The following is a 19,940-nucleotide window of genomic DNA, read 5'->3' as shown; positions in this document are numbered from 1 at the left end:
CTGCCGCGCGATCCTGTCACAAAGCTTGTCAAAATTCTCTCAAGCCGCTGATTTCGAACGAAAAGACGGGGTGCTACCGGTCCCGGACCGGCGCGGCGGTTGCAAAATGCATCGCTCCCGGGAGGTTGTTTCGACACGGAGAGACGCTATTGTCGCGCCCGGGTCGGGGTGCGACGAAAAGGCCCGGACGGCCTCTGGCCTGTCCATCGGCCGCGCAATGCCTCTGAACGACCGCCAAACACGGCCAACCAAATCACGGCCAAGACGAGACAAAGCTCGAGATCAGGTTTCCGGGACGTCATGCCTCAAAAGGTTCGAATCGCGCTGGACGCCATGGGCGGGGATTTCGGCGCGGCCGTCGTCATCCCCGGTGCCGCGATCGCGCTGAGCCGCCATCCGGATGCGGAGTTTCTGCTGTTCGGCGACAGTGCCAAGATCGTTCCCGAGCTCGACCGGCATCCGCGGCTGAAGGCAGTCTCGCGCGTCGTTCACACCGATGTCGCCGTCAGCATGGAGGACAAGCCGAGCCAGGCGCTCCGGCGCGGCCGCAAGACGTCGTCGATGTGGCTCGCGCTCGAGGCGGTGAAGAAGGGAGAGGCCGACGTCGCCGTGTCCGCAGGCAACACCGGCGCGCTGGTGGCGATGGCGCGCTTCTGCCTGCGCACGCTGGACGGGATCGACCGGCCGGCTCTGGCCGCGATCTGGCCGACCGCGCGCGGCGAATCGGTGGTGCTCGACCTCGGCGCGACGATCGGCGGCGACGCCCACCACCTCGTCGCGCTGGCAGTGATGGGCGGCGCGCTGGCGAGCGTGCTGTTCAACAAGCCCAGGCCGACCGTCGGCCTCCTCAACATCGGTGTCGAGGAGATCAAGGGCCATGAGGAGATCCGCGAGGCGGCCGAGCAGCTCCGCGCGATGAACCTGCCGCAGCTCGACTATATCGGCTTCGTCGAGGGCGACGGCATCGGCAAGGGCGCCGCCGACGTGGTCGTGACCGAGGGCTTCAGCGGCAACATCGCGCTGAAGACGGCCGAGGGCACGGTGCGCCAGGTCACGGATTTCCTGCGCGGCGCGATCCAGGCCAGTCTGCTGGCCCGGATCGGCTACGTGTTGGCACGCGGCGCGTTCGCCGCCCTGCGGGCCCGGCTCGACCCGCGCAAATCCAACGGCAGCGTGGTGCTCGGGCTCAAGGGGATGGTGGTCAAGAGCCACGGCGGAACCGATGCCGAGGGCTTTGCCTCGGCGGTCAGGGTTGGCTATGAGATGGCCCGCTACGATCTCCTGACCAAGATCAATCAAACACTCAATCCCGACGGCGGCGCACCGGCGTCCGAACCCGTCGCCCAGGAGGCTGTCTCGTGACAATTCGTTCGGTCGTGCTCGGCTGTGGCTCCTACCTCCCGCAGCGGGTCGTGACCAATGCCGAGCTGGCAAGCCGCATCGAGACCTCCGACGAGTGGATCGTGCAGCGCACCGGCATCCGTGAGCGCCACGTCGCAGCCGACGGCGAATTCACCTCGCATCTGGCGATCAATGCGGCCCGTGCCGCGCTGGCCGCGGCCGATGTCGATCCGCAGTCAATCGATCTGATCGTGTTGGGCACCTCGACCCCGGACAACACCTTTCCGGCGACGGCCGTGGCGGTGCAGAACGGCCTCGGCATCCATCATGGCGCGGCGTTCGACCTGCAGGCGGTGTGCTCGGGCTTCGTCTATGCGCTCGCGACCGCGGACAATTTCCTGCGCAGCCGCTCGTTCAAGCGCGCGCTGGTGATCGGCGCCGAGACCTTCTCGCGCATCCTCGACTGGAACGACCGCACCACCTGTGTGCTGTTCGGCGACGGCGCCGGCGCGCTGGTCCTCGACGCTCAGGAGCAGGGGGGGACCTCGGCCGATCGCGGCGTGCTCACGACTCACCTGCGGTCCGATGGTCGCCACAAGGCCAAGCTCTATGTCGACGGCGGACCATCCTCGACCCAGACCGTCGGGCATCTGCGGATGGAAGGCCGCGAGGTGTTCAAGCACGCGGTCGGCATGATCACCGACGTGATCGTCGACGCCTTCGATGCCACCGGCCTGTCGGCCGAGACCATCGACTGGTTCGTGCCGCACCAGGCCAACAAGCGAATCATCGATGCTTCGGCGCACAAGCTGCACATCGCGCCGGAGAAGGTGGTGCTGACGGTCGATCGGCATGGAAATACCTCCGCTGCCTCGATCCCGCTGGCGCTCGACGTGGCCGTCAAGGACGGCCGCATCAAGAAGGGTGACGTGGTTCTGCTGGAGGCGATGGGCGGCGGCTTCACCTGGGGCTCGGCTTTGGTGCGCTGGTGAGCCTGCCGCGCGGCGGGATTACGCCTGAGATTGGCACTACGGCCTGTACTTCTATTCACGCTGCTGTTGACCACCGCCGCTTAACCTCTTAATTTCCGGAGCGAATTATTCGCCGAGAGTTTGGGGCAGGCGATGGCGGGAACCGGAAAAACAGTCACACGCGTCGATCTCTGCGAGGCAGTCTACCAGAAGGTGGGGCTGTCGCGGACGGAGTCGTCCGCGTTCGTCGAGCTGGTCTTGAAGGAGATCACCGACTGCCTCGAGCGCGGCGAGACGGTGAAGCTGTCGTCGTTCGGGTCGTTCATGGTGCGCAAGAAGGGTCAGCGCATCGGACGTAACCCGAAGACGGGCACGGAAGTGCCGATCTCGCCGCGGCGGGTCATGGTGTTCAAGCCGTCCGCGATCCTCAAGCAGCGCATCAACGGCCAGCAGGGCAACGGCAAGATGAACGGCGAGGCTAGCGCCGAGTTCGGCGCCGAGCCGGAATAGGGCCGGGCTAGCCCGCCGCATCGTCCGGCGAGGCCGTATCGACGCGTCACCTTCGTCCCGCGTGCAGTTCGTCCAGTCGAATCAGCGTAGTCTCCCACTTTCTTGGCAGCACGGTCGAAGGGGAACGGGCATTTGGACAAGGCGCCGGATGCGTTTCGGACGATCAGCGAGGTCGCGCAGGAGCTCGACATCCCGCAGCACGTGCTGCGGTTTTGGGAGACGCGGTTCGTCCAGATCAAGCCGATGAAGCGAAGCGGCGGCCGGCGCTATTACCGGCCCGACGACGTCGATTTGCTCAAGGGCATCCGCCGCCTGCTGTACGGCGAAGGCTACACCATCAAGGGTGTGCAGCGGATCCTCAAGGAGCACGGCGTCAAGTCGGTCCAGGGACTGGCCGACAGCTCCGCCGCGGTCTCGTTCGGCGCGATGGAGGAGACCCTCGGCCAGGCGATGATGGAAGAGGAGCCGATCGGCGAGGCCGAGGTCGAATCGGAGGACGAGGAGGAGGAGGCGTCCGACGAGGAGGGCATCGACTTCCGCTTCGTCGACACCGAGGACGACATCCTCGACACCTTCCGCGTCGGCCCGCCCACCCGCGCCGGCATGAAGCCGGAGGAGCGCGACAAGCTCCAGGGCGTGCTCAAGGACCTGCTCGACTGCCGCGCGCTGCTCGACCGCGCGATGAAGGACGTCTGAGGCGGGACACCCCGGCGATCAGGGGCGGATTCGGGGCCATCGCCCCCATGAAACCCTCCCAGCGTGCCTTGCATCGCGCTCTGATCACGGCTACAGGAACGGCCATCGGAGCGTGGCGCAGCCCGGTTAGCGCACTAGTCTGGGGGACTAGGGGTCGTGGGTTCGAATCCCGCCGCTCCGACCATTTTTTTGACCGGGTGTTTGAGGGGCCCGGATTTGTTGTATGTTCTTTGAATCCGAGCGCTGATGCTGGCGCTTCAAGTGATTTTGGTGTTGCTATCAATCCATGATTGCCCAAATCTCCCTAGGATCGGGGAGAATCGTTGAAGATTCGGACTATAGCGCTGCACCGCTGCTGAAGGTCCTCCAATGACCACCGAGATAGCCATCATGAACAAGCAGGCGCTTGTTCTCGCGGCCGACAGCGCGGTTACGGTCGGTCGCCGCAAGGTTTGGAAAACCGCAAATAAGCTTTTTTCTCTATCCCCCTACAATGACATTGCAATCATGGCCTACGGCGCCGGTGATTTGATCGGCTACCCTTGGGAAACAATCGTAAAAACGTATCGTCTCGCGGTGGGACAAAAAACGTTCAATACTGTTCAGGAATGTGCGGACGACTTCATCGGCTACTTGAGGGATCCAAGATTCTCCGCGAGTGCCGAAGAAGAGATCAGCATTGTAATCGGGTTCGTGAAGCATCTTGAACTCATCAAGAAACAGATGCCGGAATGCAAAACCAGAAAGGAATTTCGAGAGGCGCTTTCGGCCAGAATAGCGAGAGGCAAGGAGCAGATGCAAAGCCTTCCGGAGATCGCTGTTGATCTAAGTTTGAAGGACTTTCGCGCTCAATATCAGGCGACGATAGCGGGCTTGGTGAAACAGGAAATCCACGAACATGTACCGAAGAAGATAATAAACAATCTAGTTGAACTCTTCTACGCGGGGTTTCGACGGAGGTTTAGCTCTGACTTCTATACAGGCGTGGTCGTTGCTGGTTTCGGCTCAAGCGAATTCTTTCCATCACTCGTGTCTTACGTTGTCGATGGCAAACACAAAGGGCAACTCAGGGCTTGGCAAGATGAAACCAATAGCCACAACTGTAACGGTGAAGATGAGTCTAACGGGGTAATCATTCCCTTCGGGCAAGATGACATAGCCATCCTTTTTCTCGAAGGCGTATTGTCGCAACACACGCGCTGGTTGCGTCGAGCCCTGAAGCGTCTCCTGGACGACAAATCCGACACTCTGATCGGGACATACGTATCGGATCAGGATGAAAAAACCGTGGAGCGCGGCTTGCAAAGAAGAGAAAATTCTAAAATCGTACGGGATCTCGATAAAGAGTTTGAAGAGTATCGCGACAAGAGCTTGGTTCAGCCGGTTATGAAAGTGGTTGCGACTCTTCCAAAAGAAGAGATGGCTGATATGGCCGAGGCTCTCGTGGAACTAACGTCCCTTCGACGACGCGTTGATTCACCGTTGGAATCAGTCGGAGGGCCAACCGATGTTGCGGTGATCTCGAAAGGTGATGGTCTCGTCTGGGCAAAGCGGAAACATTATTTCGACTCGTCGTTGAATCCCGACTTTGGTATCCGTAAGGCACTCCAGCTTCAGAAGGTGAATTCTGATGGAACATCGGTCTGAGCACAGAGCCATTCGCATCCGCCGCACCGTGCTTGACTATTTGCGTGGCACACGGGCCGTGGGCAGCCCCGAGGAAGAAGCTGACAAGGCGTCGGGGCGGATCATTGGCAAGCTGCAAAAGGAGCGCGAGAGCGCTCGGGAAGAGATTCGGCGCAAACGGCGTTCTGCTGGCTGAGCAGGTATGGTATTATTGATGCCCGGCGCAAGAAGGCCTCCGCAACGAGCGGAGGCTTTTGCATGTTGAGATCCGAGTATCGGTGAAATCCTAGTCCTGCTCTATACTTCGCGATGCAGCGAACGCGTGGCGAGCAACCTGGTCGTGCGGCTGGCGCCCAGTCTCATAGAGTTCGTGTTTCGGCACAGGGCGAACTCGTCCCTGCCTATGACTTCCAAATCCGACGACCGCTTTCTACTATCATGCAGCGCAGTGTGGTGCCTGGGCGCATCTGCGTCATCAATTCGAGATCGAGGCGAGTCGGCTGACCGAGATGACGGATACTTTTGACGCCTCCTTTGGGCATTTCGAGAATGCCGAGCAGATCGCCTTCTGGAATGGCGCCGGCGGCGGGCGCTGGGTCGCACGCCGCGCCGAGATCGATGCGATGCTGGTGCCGGTGCAGGAGGCGTTGCTGGAGCGCGCGGCGATCCAGGCGGGCGAGCGGGTGCTGGACATCGGCTGCGGCTGCGGCGCGACCTTGATCGCGGCGGCCGAGAAGGTCGGCCCAGGCGGCAGCGTGCTCGGCCTCGACGTCTCCGCGGCCATGCTGACCGCGGCCCACGAACTCGCCCCGGCCGAGGCGCCGGTGAGCTTCGTGCAGGGCGACGCCATGGTGCACCACTTCAAGGCCGCCAGCGCCGATCTCGTGATCTCGCGGCTCGGCGTCATGTACTTCGCCAATCCGGTGCGCGCCGTGCTCAACATCCGCAATGCGCTGCATTCGGAAGGGCGCGTCGCGTTCGCCTGCTGGGGCGAGCTGCGCGACAACCCGTGGGCGCTGGAGCCGCTGCAGGCGGCCTATGATCACGTGCCGAAGCTACCGGGATTGCCGCCGCACGCGCCGGACGATTTCGCATTCGGCGCTCCCGAGTGGATGGAGAAGGTGACGACCGATGCCGGGCTGCGCCGCATCCGGCTGGAGCGCCACGACATCGCGCTCGACGTCGGCGCGGGCGCCGGCCTCGACAGCGCGGTGCAGACGGCGCTCGCGATCGGGCCCGCCGGCCGTGCGGTGGCGGGGCAGCCGACCGAGGCCATGGAGGCCGCGACGGCCGCGGTGAGGAAGGCGCTGGCGCGCTACGCCAGAGGCGCGGGCGTCATGGTGCCCGCCTCGTTCTGGACAGTGACGGCCGTCGATCCGTGAAAGGCGGTCTTGATCGCTGAACCCCGTGACAAAGCCGCAAGATCGGTCGAGCGCGTCATGTCCGCCTGCGCTTAGCTGATGCCGCCACGGAGCAAGGAACGATGAAGGCGGCGCTGCGAAACTACCATGCGCGGATGCAGCGGGTGCTGGATCATATCGACCGGCATCTGGAGGATGATCTCGATCTGGACGCGCTGAGCAGCATCGCGGCCTACTCGAAATATCATTTCCACCGGCAGTTCACGGCGACCTTCGGTCTATCCGTGCATCGCTACATCCAGCTCACCCGCATGAAGCGGGCGTCCTATCAGCTGGCCTACAGCGATGCCCAAAGCGTCACCGAGGTCGCGATGGAGGCCGGCTACGATGCGCCCGATGCCTTCGCCCGCGCCTTTCGGCAACGGTTCGGGCAATCGCCGTCTTCGTTCCGGAAATCTCCCGACTGGGAGCCGTGGCTTGCGGCCTTCGGGCCTCTCGACGACGCGAGGAGCAAGCTGATGCGGACGACCTATACCCCTGACGACGTGACGATTCGCGAGGTGCCGGCCACGCCGGTGGCGATCATGGAGCATCGCGGCGACCCGGCGACGCTCGGCGCGACCATCCAGCGCTTCATCGCCTGGCGCAAGGCGGCCGGCCTGCACCCCAGGACCCATCCGACCTTCACGGTCTGGCGCTCCGAGCGGCGCCCCGCTTCGCCTGCCGACTACAGCGTGGATCTCTGTGTCGGGACCGATCAGCCGGTCGAGACGGACGACGCGACGATCAGAGCCGACGTGATCCCCGGAGGACGCTGCGCCGTGCTGCGCGTCGTCGGCAACACCCACAATCTGGAGCCCGCCGCGCTGTTCCTCTATCGCGACTGGCTTCCAGCCAGCGGCGAGGAGGTGCGTGACTTCCCGATCTATTGCCAGCGGCTGAATTTCTTCCCGGAGGTTCCCGAGCACGAGACGGCTGCGGACCTGTTCCTGCCGCTGAAATAGCGCCCGGCGGCCGGATCCATCCTAAAACATGCAGCCAGGAGCCTTCTCAACCTTGAGTTCCGCCAGGAAGGGGCTCTGAGGGGGAGAGCAGCCTCCTTTGGAGCAGTTCCAGTTCCCATCCGGGAACCACGAGCGGCCGTGTCCGTTAACGATCAAGCCGCTCGATCAGGGCCCCACACCCTGACATTGAACCTTTGCGCGCAGGCGCGCACCAAACCTGTGTTCGGCTCGTTGTGGAGCCGGTTCCAGGAAATTTCAGACTGACATCGGGGTTCACCTCGATGTGCTGTTCATTGTCGTTGAAGGAGGCGCGTATGGTCCTCAGGACTTTGAAAGTTTCGCTGTCCGTTTTTGCCGCTGCAACCTCGGTCGTATCGCTGTTTGCCGTCAGCTGGGTTGGTCTCGCGCTGCTCGGCTACTGACAACTCACGCAAGACGCATGGAGGCGCCATCTGTGCCTCGCGAGACGGAAAGCGCGCCCGGATCGAGCCTGATCCGGGCGCGTTCGTTTTTGCGGATGCGAGAGGCGTCAGGCGAAGGCCTTCTCCATCGTCTCGATCAGCACGCGGAACGACTTGTCGTGCCGCGTGATCGGTGGGATCGCCCTGGTGATACCGAGCAACTGATAGATCGCCATCTGCGCGGCACGCACTGAATATTCCACCGTGAACACGACGTCGTCGGGGATCTCGACGAACTGGCTGACGAAGGCGAGGTTCTTCGAATTCGCCGGCACCGGCAGCGGCCGGTCGGCCTTGTTGCGCGGCATGAACATGCTGGTGATGTAGGGCAGGCGGCACGGCACGCAGGTCGCCTGGTCGAACACCGCAAGATCGAAGTTGAGGTGGCCGCATAGTTCTTTGAGGATGTCGGCGCCGCCGCAATCGGCCATCGCCTTGCCGACGAAATTGCCGATGCGGTCGGGATGCAGCGCATAGCCCCAGAACACCTGTACGTCGGCGGGCTGGCCGGCGAAATGCGGCTGGTGATACAGCACGACGGACATCAGCCAGTTCGACTCGGTGAAGGTGACGAGCCCGCCGGTGCCCGCGGCGTTGCCGCTGAACGCTTCCATCGCGTCGAAGAACCGCGGATTGCGGCAGGTGACGGTGAACGACTCCCAGCAGGATTCCGGGATCGATGAGTTGAACGCGGCGGGATTGCCGAATTCGGGACGGCCCTTCGCGATTGTCTCCCACAGCGTCCAGCCCTGGCTGTCCTGCTTGGTGAGCCGCGGCGGCGGCGCATCCTGCGTGCCCAGGCTGGTCGCGTCCGTCATCGAGCCGTTCTGCAGGAAGACGAGATCGTCGCTCGACAGCGCGACCGTCTCCGGCTTTCCGCTGCGATCCAGCGTCAGGCGCTTGACCACGTGCTTGCCGGCTTCCGTCGCGATCTCCATGTCGGTGACATCGACGCCGCCGGCGAAATTCACGCCGTGGCCTTCCAGCCATTTGACGAGCGGCACCACGATCGCATCATACTGGTTGAACACGGTGCGCTTGACGCCGGCCAGCGTCTCGATGCGAGGAAACTCGTTCGTGAAGCGATGCAGATAGCGCTTGAACTCGACCGCGCTGTGCCAGGGCTGGAACGCGAACGTCGTCTGCCACATGAACCAGAAATTCGTGGTGAAGAACGGCGGCGACAGCCAGTCGGTGATGCGGGAGTTGCCGAGCTTCTCCTCGGACGCCTCGGTCAGCCGCACCAGTTCGAGCCGGTCCTGCATGGTGAAGCCCATGGTGGAGACGTCGATCTTGTGCCGGTTGCGATCGACGAGGCGCGCCTGCGAATGCGCGACATGGGCCTTGTTGAAGGCAATCGTCTCGTCGCGCACGGTGCGGCGGGGATCGCTGGCATCGGGGATGGTGGAGAGCAGGTCCCACGTGCACTCGTAGTGATCGGTCGTCAGCATGCGGCCGCCGCGCAGCGAATAGGAGCCGTCGGGCAGCCGCGCGCCATCGAGACTGCCGCCATAGGGCAGATGCTTCTCGTAGATCGTGATGTCGCGGCCCGCGACGCCGCCGTCGCGGATCAGGAACGCCGCGCCGGCCAATGCGCCGATGCCGCTGCCGATGAAATACGCCTTCATGATGGTTCACCCGGATCGTGTGTTACGATCCGGGGCTTAGCTGCTGTGTTCCCTCGCGGAACTGATCCAGGTCAAGCGCTGCGGCGCGCGGTGATCACGATCTCGCGTGGTCCGTCAAGCGAATGATTTCACCACCGACTGCAGCAGCATTTTCAGCGATTTGTCATACGGCGTGACCGGCGGAATGGCGCGGTCGATCTTCAAGAGCTGATAGACCGCATGCATGGCCGCGCGCACCGAATATTCGATCGTGAACACGGCATCCTCGGGCAGCTCGACATATTGGCCGATGAAGGCGAGATTCTGCGAGGTGAGCGGCACCGGCAACGGCCGGTCGCCATAGCTGCGCGGCATGAACATGCTCATGATGTAGGGCATCCAGCACGGCACGCAGGTCGCCTCGTCGAACACGTTGAGCGGAAAGCGCAGATGCCCGCACAGCTCCTTCAGGATTTCGGCGCCGCTGCACTCGGACATCGGCTTCCCCACGAAATTGCCGACGCGATCGGGATGGAGCCCATAGCCCCAGAAGATCTTGATGGTGCCGGGCTGGTCCGGAAAGTATGGCTGGCTGTAGAGCACGATCGACATCCGCCAGTTCGAATCCTTGAACGTGACGAGCCCGCCGGTGCCGGCGACGTTGCCGGTGAAAGTCTGCATCGCGTCGAAGAAGCGCGCATTGCGGCAGGTGACCGTGAAAGATTCGAAGCTCGACTCCGGAACCGATGAGTTGAACGCGGCCGGATTGCCGAATTCCGGGCGGCCCTGTGCGAGCTTCTCCCAGAGAGTCCAGCCTTGGCTGTCCTCCTTGGTGAGCTGCTTGGGCGGACTGTCGTGGCTGCCGAGGCTGGTCGCGTCCGTCATCGAGCCGGCAGTGTAGAACACGAGGTCATCCGCCGCGAGATCGATGCTGCGGCCGACGAAGTCATGCTCCAGGTCGAGGCGCGTGGCGCGATGCTTGCCGTTCCCGGTGACGAGCGCGATGTCAGTGACGTCGGCGCCGCCGACGAAGTTGACACCGTGGCCTTTCAGCCAGCGCATCAGCGGCTTGACGATCGAGTCATTCTGGTTGTGCACCGTCCGCTTGACGCCGCCGAGCGTATCCATCATCGGGAATTCGTTGATGAAGCGGCGCAGATAGCGCCTGAACTCGACCGCGCTGTGCCAGGGCTGGAAGGCGAAGGTCGTCTGCCACATGTACCAGAAGTTCGTCGTGAAGAACGGCGGCGACAGCCAGTCCGAGATCAAGGACTTGCCGAGCTTCTCCTCCGAGGCCTCGGTGAGCCTGGTCATCTCGATGCGATCCTGCATCGAGAAGCCCATGGAGGAGACGTCGACCTTGTGCCTGTTGCCATCGACCAGCCGCGCCTGTGCGTGGGTGACGTGGAGCTTGTTGAACGCGACCGTCTCCTGGAGGATGGTCTCCTGGGCACTTGTCTCGCACGGAATGGTCGACAACAGGTCCCAGGTGCACTCGTATTGCTCGGTCGTCAGCATGCGCCCGCCGCGCATCGAGTAGGAGCCGTCGGGAAGCCTGGCGCCGTCCAGGCTGCCGCCATAGGGCACGCGCTTCTCGAAGATGGTGATGTCCGATCCGGAGACGCCGCCGTCGCGGATCATCAATGCTGCGCCCGAGAGCGAAGCGATGCCACCACCGATGAAATAGGCCTTCATGACATCGACCTGCAATCCAAGGGTTTGAAGCACAATGACGAAATGCCGGCCGATCAAGGCCCGCCGGGAGCCATGTTACCCCGGCGCGATGAATTGGTCGTCAACATCTTGAAGTCGTCTAGCGGGGCCGGCTCAATGCCCCGCCATGTGCCGGCCGATCTCCGTCAGGTCGGCGTCGCCTGCGCGGGTCTCGTAGACCAGCTGGCCGTGGAACATCACCACCAGGCGGTCGGAGAGTTCGAGCAGCTCGTCGAGATCCTCGCTGACCAATAGCACCGCGGCGCCGCGGTTGCGGGCGGCCATGATCTCGGCGTGGATCTGCGCCACTGCCGCGAAGTCGAGACCGAAGCAGGGATTGGCGGCGATCAGCACCTCGACGTCGTGGCCGAGCTCGCGCGCCAGCACGGCGCGCTGCACGTTGCCGCCCGACAGTGCCGAGATCGGCGTATCCGGCGTGCGGGTCTTGATCTTGTAGCGGTTGATCTTGGTTGTCGCGCCCTGGCGGAAGGCAGCCTTGTTCAGCCACCAGCCGCCGCGGGCGAACGGCGCGCGGTCGAACTCACGCAGCGCGATGTTGTCGGCGACGCTCATGCCGCCGACGCAGGCGTTCTTCAGCGGCTCCTCCGGCAGCAGCGACATCTTGTGCCGGCGCATCTCCTCGCGGCTCGCCACATAGGCCTCGCCGGAGACCCGGATTGCGCCGCTCTCGGCCTCGCGCTGGCCGGCCAGCACCTCGACCAATTGGCGCTGGCCGTTGCCGGAGACCCCGGCAATGCCGACGATCTCGCCGGCGCGCACGGTGAGTGACAGGTTGTGCACAGCGAGGCCGCCGGAATCGTCGCGCGCCACCAGCTTCTCGACCTCGAGCCTGACGTTGCCGGCCTCGCCGGTGCGCGACGGCTGCACCGTGAGCTGCTCGGCGCCGATCATCATCCGTGCCATGTCGTCGGGCGTCAGTTCGGTGACCTTGCCGCGGCCGGCGAGCTTGCCGCGCCGGAGGATGGTGACGTCGTCTGCGAACGCCATCACCTCGCGGAATTTATGCGTGATCATCAGGATGGTCAGCTCGCCGGCCTCGACCATCTTGCGCAGCATGCCCAGGACCTCGTCGGCCTCGCCCGGCGTCAGCACCGAGGTCGGCTCGTCCAGGATCAGGAAGCGGCGCTTGAGATAGAGCTGCTTGAGGATCTCGCATTTCTGCCGTTCGCCCGCGGAGATGTCGGAGACCTTGGCGTCGAGCGGCACGCGGAACGGCATCCGCGCCAGGAAGGCCTCCAGCTCCTTCTTCTCCTTCGCCCAGTTGACCACCGCCGGCACGTCGTCGCGCGCCAGCACCAGGTTTTCCGCGACCGTCATCGCCGGCACCAGGGTGAAGTGCTGATAGACCATCCCGAGGCCGAGCGCGTGCGCGTCCCTGGGATTGTTGATGGCGCGCTCGCGCTCGGCGATCAGCACGTCGCCCTCGGTCGGGCGGTAGTAGCCCATGATGCATTTGACCAGCGTCGACTTGCCGGCGCCGTTCTCGCCGAGCAGCGCGTGGAACGAGCCAGGCCTGACCTTCAGCTCGACATTGTCGAGCGCGGTGAACGCGCCGAAGCGCATCGTCATCGCGATGGCCTCGACGCCGAACGCGCCTGATGGCGTCGGATCGTCGCCGATCACGACAGCGCCTCGATCAGCGCCGCGGAGGTCGCGACCGCGCCGAACACGCCGCCCTGCATCTTGATCATCTTCAGCGCGTGATCGTGGTTGCCCTTGTCGGTGGCACCGCAGCAGTCCGACAGCAGCACGCATTCGAAGCCGCGGTCGTTGGCCTCGCGCATCGTGGTGTGGACGCAGACGTCGGTGGTGATGCCGGTCAGCACGATGTTCTGGATGCCCTTCAGGCGCAGGATCAGCTCGAGGTCGGTGGCGCAGAACGAGCCCTTGCCGGGCTTGTCGATGACGATCTCGCCAGGTAGCGGCGCCAGCTCGGGGATGATCTCCCAGCCTGGCTCGCCGCGCACCAGGATGCGGCCGCACGGGCCGGGATCACCGATGCCGGCGCCGATCTGCTGCGAGCGCCAGCGCTTGTTGGCGGGCAGGTCGGACAGGTCGGTGCGGTGGCCTTCGCGGGTGTGGATGATGCAGAAGCCCTGCGCGCGCATGACGCCGAGCAGGGTCTTGATCGGCTCGATCGGCGCGCGCGTCAGCGACAGATCATAGCCCATCTTGTCGACATAGCCGCCGACGCCGCAGAAATCGGTCTGCATGTCGATCACGATCAGGGCGGTGTTCTCTGGCCTGAGATCGCCGTTGTACGGCCAGGCATAGGGCTCGGAGCGGATGGTGCGCGCGGTCATGGTGGGACTCCGAAATCAGCGGGTGATGGACAGCTCGGCCGGCGCGCCGCTCAGGGTGCGTTTCGGCGAGCAGGTGATGATCATGATCAAGAGCGTCAGGATGTAGGGCGCAGCGTTGAACAGATGATAGCCGGAGGTGACGCCGACCGATTGCAGCGCCGGTCCGAGCGCTGCGGCACCGCCGAAGGCGAGCGAGGCCCACAGGCACAGCATCGGGTCCCAGCGCGCGAAAATCACGAGCGCCACCGCGGTGATGCCTTGGCCCGAGGAGAGGCCCTCGTTCCAGCTGCCGGGATAGAACAGCGACAAAAACGAGCCGCCGATGCCGGCGAGGAAGCCGCCGGCCATGGTGGCGCGCAGCCGGATCATCAGCACCGAGTGGCCCATCGCGCGCGCCGCATCCGCGCTCTCGCCGGCGGTGCGGATCAGCAGGCCCCAGCGGGTGGTTCGGAATGCCCACAGCAACAGCGGCGCGAGCACGACGCCGAGCAGGAAGAGGACGTTGATGCGCAAGGCCGCGCGCACCTGCGGCACGTCGCTCCACCAGCCGAAATCGATCGCCGGAAGCCGCGCCGCCGTCGGCTCGATCAGCGGCTTGCCGAGGAAGAAGGCGAGCCCGGTGCCGAACAGCATCAAGGAGATTCCCACCGCGACGTCGTTGACGCGCGGCAGCGAGCAGATGCCGGCATGCAGGGCGCCGAGCAGCGCGCCGGTGAGGCCGGCGGCGAGCACGCCTGCCCACGGCGATCCCGTGAGATAGGAGATGCCATAGGCGCTCATCGCGCCCATCACCAGCGTGCCCTCAAGGCCGAGATTGATGCGACCGGAGCGCTCGGTGATGCATTCCCCTAGGCTCACGAACAGGAACGGCGTGGAGACGCGGATGGCGCCGCCGAGCACCGCCAGCGGCACGGTCCAGAGCCCGATATTGCCGTCAGCCATGGATCAGGACTTTCCCTTGAGGACACCGATGCGGCCATAGAGCGCGTCGCTCGCCAGCACCGAGATGAAGATGATGCCCTGCAGCACCAGCACCGAGGCGTCGGGCAGGCCGAGCCTTCGCTGCAAGAGGCCGCCCGAGGCATTGATGCCGCCGAGCAGGATCGCGACCGGAATGATTGCCAGTGGATTCTGCCGCGCGAGGAAGGCGACGAGGATGCCTGTGAAGCCGTAGCCGACGGCGAGATTGGCATTGGTGCGCCCCTGGACCGCGGCGACCTCGACCATGCCGGCCAGGCCAGCGCAGGCGCCGGCGAGGAAGCAGACCGTCAGGATCAATTTGCCCACGGAGAGGCCAACGATCTTTGCGGCCCGGATGTTGCCGCCGGCGACGCGCGCGGCGAAGCCGAACGTGGTGTGATAGATCAGCACGTAGGACGCGATTGCCGCGATCAGCCCGAACACCAGGCCCCAATGCACGTCGGTGCCTGGGATGCTGCCGATCATGTTGGCGGCGCCGATCTCGCGCGTCGACGGCTTGTTGAGGCTCGCCGGGTCACGCATCGGGCCCTCGACGAGATGGTTGAGGATCGCGAGCGCGATGTAGACCAGCAGCAGGCTGGAGATGGTCTCGTTGACGCCGCGATACTGGCGCAAGCCGCCCGACAGCAGGATCCACAATCCGCCGCCGGTCATGCCCGCGATCACCATCGCGATCTGCACGACGAGCGGCGGCATGCCCTGCAAGGCCAGCGCCGCCGAGGTTGCCGACAGCGCGCCGATCAGCAGCGCGCCCTCGCCGCCGATGATCACCATGCCAAGCTGAGCGGGCAGGGCGGTGCACAGCGCGGTGAGGATCAAGGGAGCCGCGCGCGTCAGCGTGTTCTGCCAGGAGAACCAGGTGCCGAAGGCGCCGTAATACATGTACCAATAGAGGTCGAGCGGGTTCTTGCCGAACAGCGCGACGAAGATGCCGAACACCAGGAGCGCGGCGACCAGCGCCGCGCCCGGGATGAGGATGTATTCGATGCTCGCGCCATGGCGTTGCAGGAAGCCTGCGTCGGCGGCCGGCGCGATGGCGGCCGCATCAACCGGATCGGCCGCCTCCGTGGTCACGACGTCGCTCCGATCACGCCCTCGACCAGATAGTCCATCTTCTCGAGCTCCGGATCCTTCTGGCCGCGCTCGGTGCCGGCGGTGATCACGGTGTTGCCCTTGTTGTCCTTGATCGGGCCCTTGAAGATCGTATAGCCCTCGCCGAGGAACTTGCTCTTGATCTCGTCGGCGTGCTTGCGCGCCTGCTCGGACACCGCCTCGCCATAGGGCGAGATCTTGACCACCTCTTCCTTGAGGCCGCCGCGATAGAAGTTCGGAATGCTCTCGCCGGCCTGGAGCATCTTGACGAACTTCGGATACAGCGCTTCCCAATTCCACTCGGCGCCCGTCAGATAGGCCTTCGGCGCCAGCGGCGACTGGTTGACGTGATAGCCGGTGACGAACGCGCCGCGGCGCGCGGCGTTCTCGACCATCGTCTTCGGACCGTCGACATGGCAGGTCAGGACGTCGACGCCCTGGTCGATCAGGCTGTTGGTCGCCTCGGCCTCCTTGACCGGCATCGACCAATCGCCGGTGAAGATCACCTGCGTGGTGGCCTTGGGATTGGCAAGCTGCGCGCCGAGCGTGAAGGCGTTGATGTTGCGCAGGACCTGTGGGATCGGCTTGGCGGCGACGAAGCCGAGCTTGCCGCTCTTGGAGGTGTAGCCCGCGACGATGCCGGCGATGTACTGCGCCTCGTCGATATAGCCGAAATAGGAGCCAGCGTTCTTCGGGTCCTTCTCGCTCCAGAGGCCGCCGCAGTGCTCGAAGCGCAGCTTCGGGTACTTCGCCGCCATCTTGATCATGTGCGGATTGTAGTAGCCGAACGAGGTCGGAAACAGCAGCGTGGCGCCGTCGAGATTGATCATGGACTCGATCGTCTTCTCGACCGCGTCGGTCTCCGGCACCTTCTCCTCTTCGATCACCTTCAGCCCGGGCAGCTTCTTCAGCGCCGCCGCACCCTGCGCATGCGCCTGGTTGTAGCCGTAGTCGTCGCGCGAGCCGACATAGATGAAGCCGATCGTTGTCTCCGCGGCGAAGGCCGGCCGCAGGCCCGCGGCCGCGCCGAGCGTCAGCGCCGCGCCACCCTGCAACAGATGCCGTCGTGAAATCCTGCCAAAGTCCATTGGTGAGCTCCCTCGGCGGGTCGATCCGCCCGCGCTGTCATCTCGGCTTCACCGCCACACGGCGGAGCCTCGAAAGGGAGTGATCGCAAGCTTTGTGCCAGCGGCTTTCAGCGCGGCCGAGGAGCTAAGTCACTGAAGTGTTGATGTTTTGTGGCTGACTGCAAACTGGGCAGTAGCGTGACACGGCAATCATTAGCCTATTAATTGATCAATCGACTGCAATTGTATGCAATGAGTTCGGCCACGCGGGACCCCCAGACGGTCAGCCGCGCGCCTTCGCGAAACGCGGCTGCCAGATCCAGGGCGTGAATGCCGACGTCTTGGGGAGGCGCCAGGCTCTCTGGGAAACAGTCGGCTCTCTCCACGTCATTGCGAGGAGCGCAGCGACGAAGCAATCCAGTGTCCCGTCCACAGCGCTGGATTGCTGCGCTGCGCTCGCAATGACGGATGAGAGCGCAGAACGCAGCAGGGCTCAGAGGCCACGCTTTGCATGGCGTCCTATTGCATGAGAATTCGTCGCGCTGCTCTCAGATCCCGAGCAGCCAGACCGCGACGATGGTGCCGATCACGGCGAGCCCGCTGATCGTCCACCCCGTCACATAGGCGCCGTCGTCCGATCCCGCGGGATCGACCATCGTGTCGCGCCAGCCTTCGTCCTGCCAGTGCCCCTGTTGGTACGCCATGCGAACCTCCTCGAGCCTGCCTCCCCACGGAATAAGTCGGACGCCTGTCGAGAAGGTTCAACCCCAAGCTGAAATCTTCGTTGCATGCGCTGCAACGCAAATCTCCGACATCCCCTCTGGTCAGGCCGGCGAAACGTCCTAAGCTCGCAAACGCGTTCCACGAAGAGAACGAGCAAGTCGCCGGGGCGGCATGGCCGTCCCGCAGCAGGGAAGGAAGACCATCCGATGAAGGATTTCGCCGGCAGGATCGCCGTGATCACCGGGGGCGGCACGGGCATGGGCCGCGAGCTCGCGCGCCAGCTCGTCGCCGAAGGCTGCAACGTCGCCATGTGCGACGTCTCGACCGAGGCGATGGCCGAAACCAAGCGGCTGTGCGAGGCCGAGAAGCTGCCGCAGGGCCTGCGCGTCACCACCCATGTCGCCGACGTCTCGATCGAGGCGCAGCTCCAGCGTTTTCGCGATGAGCTCGCCGAGCAGCAGGCCACCGACAAGATCCATCTGCTGTTCAACAATGCCGGCATCGGCGGTGGCGGCAGCCTGTTCACCAATTCAAGAGAGCAATGGGAGCGTACCTTCAACATCTGCTGGGGCGGCGTCTATCTCGGCGTCCGCACCTTCCTGCCGATGCTGCTGAAGGCGGACGAGGCTCATATCGTCAACACCTCGAGCGTCAACGGCTTCTGGGCCTCGGTCGGCATGGGCGTCTCGCACACCGCCTACAGCGCCGCGAAGTTCGCGGTGAAGGGATTTACCGAAGCGCTGATCAACGACCTCCGCCTCAACGCGCCGCACATCAAATGCTCGGTCGTGATGCCCGGCCATATCGGCACGTCGATCGTGTCGAACTCGCGCAAGGTGCAGAGCGGCACCGAGTCCGACGAGCTCAGCGAGACCGAGATCGGGCTAGCGCGCCAGCGCATGAAGGGCATGGGCATCGACGTCTCCGCCATGAGCGACCAGGACATCCAGGCCGCCGCCCGCGAGCGCGCCCGCAGTTTCCTCGAAGACGCGCCGACGACGGCGGCGCAGGCCGCGAAGATCATCCTCGACGGCGTCAAGGCCGACCAGTGGCGCATCCTCGTCGGCGAGGACGCCAAGCTGCTCGACATGCGCGTCCGGCAGTCGCCGGAGCAGGCCTACGAGCCGGAGTTCTTCCAGCGCTTTGCGCAGGAGGCGGGCTGGAAGCTGGGGTAGGGGCGTCGGCATACGCACGACTGTACGGCGCCAGTGATTGCGCCCTCTCCCCTTGTGGGAGAGGGCTACGCTGGTATCAGCGTCATATCAGCTCGGGTGAGGGGTTTGTATCCACAGAATCGCCGCCCGTATGGAGAAATACCCCTCACCCGGCTTCGATGCTACGCATCGAATCCACCCTCTCCCACAAGGGGAGAGGGTGCACCGTCCGCGCGGCGAGACACGATTTTCAACTAATTAGTCGGCGGCTGAGTTTTACCGCGACGACGCCACCCGGTACGCCATCCGCGTGTGGCTCGGGCAATAGGGCAGGCCCTCGATCGGCTTGGAGCCGCAGAAGCAGAAATCGTCGGCGCCGGGGGTGGAGATCGGCCAGCGGCAGCGCTCCTTGGAGAGTTCGAACAGCGAGCAGCCGTTCTCGACCGTGCCGACCGGCTCCTCGACAACGATCGGCGGCGGATCGTTCTGGACCGCGCGCAGGATACGGCGGCGCAGCTTCGGCACGGGACGGCGGGCGCCATCGCGTGTCGTCTCGGCGCGAACGACGCGCCTGGTGTCGCCGCCATTGTCGCGCGTCAGCGCCAGGCGGGAGATCTTGCCGATCACGGCGTTGCGGCTGACGCCGAGCTCGGCGGCGATCTCTCGGCAGGTCAGCCCGGCCTCAAAGTGCTGCTTCAGGGCCTGGAGCCGTTCCTCGGTCCAGGTGGGGAGTGTCTGTCGTTCGGCGGGCATTGTTGTCGCTTCCAAGTTTGATCCGTCCTGGATCGTCCTGGCCGACGGCTGCACCGAAACTGTTTTCCGCGCTGCGTGTCCCTAGCTTACGCCCGTCCGTTGTCGCGAATCGACAGCAGCCCATCCTTGATGGCGAGCCGGATGCCTTCTTCAATCAACGTTCTGCAGACACCCGGAACGCTGGTGCCGTGGGTTCCCTGTTTCACGAGCTTTTCGAGATAGCCGATGGTTGCCAGGGCTAGGGTTACGGGGATGCGGTCAGTTTCGGCTTTTTCCGTCGCCATGCCTAAAAGCTAGTCCGTAACCGATGTACAGAAAAGTAACTTTTTAGACTCTATTAGGAATCGGATTGGTTGTACAGCGGCTTGGGGATAACTGGTTAAGATATTGAATTTTATGGAAATATGACGAATCGGGCTGGTCGCGGCGATGACTCTCCGCCCGCTCGGCGAGTCCGGGCCCGGAATGGTACGGGAAGCACGGGCCGGGAAGATTCGCGTGGGCCGCGGTGTCCGATGGTTTCTTCAACCGCCGCCGTGCCGCGGGGCACCTGATC

The 19,940-nt window shown here is 64.2% G+C and carries 18 protein-coding genes and 1 tRNA gene; 9 read left to right on the top strand and 10 right to left on the bottom strand.

All coding sequences use genetic code 11. The features are described from left to right. Positions 1-300 precede the first annotated feature (300 nt). The 8 genes from plsX to QX128_RS10760 all read left to right on the top strand — a co-directional run bounded on the left by plsX (position 301) and on the right by QX128_RS10760 (position 7,509). The gene (gene plsX / locus QX128_RS10795) at positions 301-1,362 is read left to right on the top strand and encodes a phosphate acyltransferase PlsX (protein WP_315805818.1); all 1,062 of its coding nucleotides are present in this window, start codon (positions 301-303) and stop codon (positions 1,360-1,362) included. Continuing rightward, positions 1,359-2,333: a beta-ketoacyl-ACP synthase III gene (locus QX128_RS10790; RefSeq protein WP_316237432.1), complete on the top strand. Its 975-nt coding sequence runs from the start codon at positions 1,359-1,361 to the stop codon at positions 2,331-2,333. The genes plsX and QX128_RS10790 overlap by 4 nt, the downstream gene beginning before the upstream one ends. Positions 2,334-2,465: 132 nt before the next feature. Then, positions 2,466-2,822 (top strand): integration host factor subunit alpha, encoded by a 357-nt coding sequence (locus QX128_RS10785; RefSeq protein WP_315740211.1) that lies wholly within the window; start codon positions 2,466-2,468, stop codon positions 2,820-2,822. A gap of 132 nt (positions 2,823-2,954) precedes the next feature. Next, on the top strand, positions 2,955-3,518 hold the full coding sequence (locus QX128_RS10780; RefSeq protein ID WP_316237431.1) for a MerR family transcriptional regulator: 564 nt from the start codon (positions 2,955-2,957) through the stop codon (positions 3,516-3,518). A 106-nt stretch (positions 3,519-3,624) separates the two neighbouring features. Further along, a tRNA-Pro gene (locus tag QX128_RS10775) sits at positions 3,625-3,702 on the top strand. A gap of 185 nt (positions 3,703-3,887) precedes the next feature. After that, positions 3,888-5,165: a hypothetical protein gene (locus QX128_RS10770; protein WP_315805815.1), complete on the top strand. Its 1,278-nt coding sequence runs from the start codon at positions 3,888-3,890 to the stop codon at positions 5,163-5,165. Between the two features lie 488 nt (positions 5,166-5,653). Further along, on the top strand, positions 5,654-6,526 hold the full coding sequence (locus QX128_RS10765) for a class I SAM-dependent methyltransferase (protein WP_316237430.1): 873 nt from the start codon (positions 5,654-5,656) through the stop codon (positions 6,524-6,526). 101 nt (positions 6,527-6,627) lie between these two features. Further along, entirely contained in the window at positions 6,628-7,509 is an 882-nt protein-coding gene (locus QX128_RS10760; protein WP_316237429.1) for an AraC family transcriptional regulator, read from the top strand. A 529-nt stretch (positions 7,510-8,038) separates the two neighbouring features. On the opposite strand, the gene QX128_RS10755 is transcribed toward QX128_RS10760, so the two are convergent. The 8 genes from QX128_RS10755 to QX128_RS10720 all read right to left on the bottom strand — a co-directional run bounded on the left by QX128_RS10755 (position 8,039) and on the right by QX128_RS10720 (position 17,458). After that, positions 8,039-9,598: an oleate hydratase gene (locus tag QX128_RS10755; protein WP_316237428.1), complete on the bottom strand. Its 1,560-nt coding sequence runs from the start codon at positions 9,596-9,598 to the stop codon at positions 8,039-8,041. 114 nt (positions 9,599-9,712) lie between these two features. Continuing rightward, entirely contained in the window at positions 9,713-11,272 is a 1,560-nt protein-coding gene (locus QX128_RS10750) for an oleate hydratase (RefSeq protein ID WP_316237427.1), read from the bottom strand. A gap of 132 nt (positions 11,273-11,404) precedes the next feature. Beyond that, a complete protein-coding gene (locus QX128_RS10745; protein ID WP_316237508.1) occupies positions 11,405-12,880 on the bottom strand; it encodes an ABC transporter ATP-binding protein in 1,476 nt (491 codons plus the stop codon). 50 nt (positions 12,881-12,930) lie between these two features. Next, on the bottom strand, positions 12,931-13,614 hold the full coding sequence (locus tag QX128_RS10740) for an isochorismatase family cysteine hydrolase (protein WP_316237426.1): 684 nt from the start codon (positions 13,612-13,614) through the stop codon (positions 12,931-12,933). Positions 13,615-13,629: 15 nt separating this feature from the next. Next, on the bottom strand, positions 13,630-14,556 hold the full coding sequence (locus QX128_RS10735) for an ABC transporter permease (RefSeq protein ID WP_315775139.1): 927 nt from the start codon (positions 14,554-14,556) through the stop codon (positions 13,630-13,632). Between the two features lie 3 nt (positions 14,557-14,559). Continuing rightward, positions 14,560-15,669 carry an ABC transporter permease gene (locus QX128_RS10730; RefSeq protein ID WP_316181507.1) on the bottom strand — a complete coding sequence of 370 codons (1,110 nt, stop codon included), beginning with the start codon at positions 15,667-15,669 and terminating at the stop codon, positions 14,560-14,562. After that, positions 15,666-16,775, bottom strand: a complete 1,110-nt coding sequence (locus QX128_RS10725; protein WP_315799650.1) for a BMP family ABC transporter substrate-binding protein — start codon at positions 16,773-16,775, stop codon at positions 15,666-15,668. Before QX128_RS10725 ends, QX128_RS10730 begins: the two co-directional genes overlap by 4 nt. Positions 16,776-17,302: 527 nt before the next feature. Then, positions 17,303-17,458, bottom strand: coding sequence for a hypothetical protein (locus QX128_RS10720; RefSeq protein ID WP_315711478.1), 156 nt, complete (start codon positions 17,456-17,458; stop codon positions 17,303-17,305). Between the two features lie 225 nt (positions 17,459-17,683). On the opposite strand from QX128_RS10720, the gene QX128_RS10715 reads away from it, so the two are divergent. Further along, positions 17,684-18,652: an SDR family NAD(P)-dependent oxidoreductase gene (locus tag QX128_RS10715; protein WP_316217827.1), complete on the top strand. Its 969-nt coding sequence runs from the start codon at positions 17,684-17,686 to the stop codon at positions 18,650-18,652. A 255-nt stretch (positions 18,653-18,907) separates the two neighbouring features. Here QX128_RS10715 and QX128_RS10710 read toward each other — a convergent pair whose 3' ends face one another. Further along, entirely contained in the window at positions 18,908-19,384 is a 477-nt protein-coding gene (locus QX128_RS10710; protein WP_315799652.1) for a GcrA family cell cycle regulator, read from the bottom strand. A gap of 86 nt (positions 19,385-19,470) precedes the next feature. Further along, entirely contained in the window at positions 19,471-19,668 is a 198-nt protein-coding gene (locus tag QX128_RS10705; RefSeq protein ID WP_006614936.1) for a hypothetical protein, read from the bottom strand. Between the last annotated feature and the right edge of the window lie 272 nt (positions 19,669-19,940).

The sequence above is a fragment of the Bradyrhizobium sp. SZCCHNR1015 genome (assembly GCF_032489875.1).
In the GTDB taxonomy this organism is placed as follows: Bacteria; Pseudomonadota; Alphaproteobacteria; order Rhizobiales; family Xanthobacteraceae; genus Bradyrhizobium.
Note: the sequence above shows the minus strand (reverse complement) of the source record. Positions and strands in the feature narration are given on the sequence as shown.

What these genes read in the sequence shown, in the direction of transcription:
- plsX (WP_315805818.1), top strand. Translation starts at nt 301, where the DNA reads ATGCCTCAAAAGGTTCGAATCGCGCTGGACGCCATGGGCGGGGATTTC.
- QX128_RS10785 (WP_315740211.1), top strand. Translation starts at nt 2,466, where the DNA reads ATGGCGGGAACCGGAAAAACAGTCACACGCGTCGATCTCTGCGAGGCA.
- QX128_RS10770 (WP_315805815.1), top strand. Translation starts at nt 3,888, where the DNA reads ATGACCACCGAGATAGCCATCATGAACAAGCAGGCGCTTGTTCTCGCG.
- QX128_RS10765 (WP_316237430.1), top strand. Translation starts at nt 5,654, where the DNA reads ATGACGGATACTTTTGACGCCTCCTTTGGGCATTTCGAGAATGCCGAG.
- QX128_RS10760 (WP_316237429.1), top strand. Translation starts at nt 6,628, where the DNA reads ATGAAGGCGGCGCTGCGAAACTACCATGCGCGGATGCAGCGGGTGCTG.
- QX128_RS10755 (WP_316237428.1), bottom strand. Translation starts at nt 9,598, where the DNA reads ATGAAGGCGTATTTCATCGGCAGCGGCATCGGCGCATTGGCCGGCGCG.
- QX128_RS10750 (WP_316237427.1), bottom strand. Translation starts at nt 11,272, where the DNA reads ATGAAGGCCTATTTCATCGGTGGTGGCATCGCTTCGCTCTCGGGCGCA.
- QX128_RS10745 (WP_316237508.1), bottom strand. Translation starts at nt 12,880, where the DNA reads ATGACGATGCGCTTCGGCGCGTTCACCGCGCTCGACAATGTCGAGCTG.
- QX128_RS10740 (WP_316237426.1), bottom strand. Translation starts at nt 13,614, where the DNA reads ATGACCGCGCGCACCATCCGCTCCGAGCCCTATGCCTGGCCGTACAAC.
- QX128_RS10735 (WP_315775139.1), bottom strand. Translation starts at nt 14,556, where the DNA reads ATGGCTGACGGCAATATCGGGCTCTGGACCGTGCCGCTGGCGGTGCTC.
- QX128_RS10725 (WP_315799650.1), bottom strand. Translation starts at nt 16,775, where the DNA reads ATGGACTTTGGCAGGATTTCACGACGGCATCTGTTGCAGGGTGGCGCG.
- QX128_RS10720 (WP_315711478.1), bottom strand. Translation starts at nt 17,458, where the DNA reads ATGGCGTACCAACAGGGGCACTGGCAGGACGAAGGCTGGCGCGACACG.
- QX128_RS10715 (WP_316217827.1), top strand. Translation starts at nt 17,684, where the DNA reads ATGAAGGATTTCGCCGGCAGGATCGCCGTGATCACCGGGGGCGGCACG.
- QX128_RS10710 (WP_315799652.1), bottom strand. Translation starts at nt 19,384, where the DNA reads ATGCCCGCCGAACGACAGACACTCCCCACCTGGACCGAGGAACGGCTC.
- QX128_RS10705 (WP_006614936.1), bottom strand. Translation starts at nt 19,668, where the DNA reads ATGGCGACGGAAAAAGCCGAAACTGACCGCATCCCCGTAACCCTAGCC.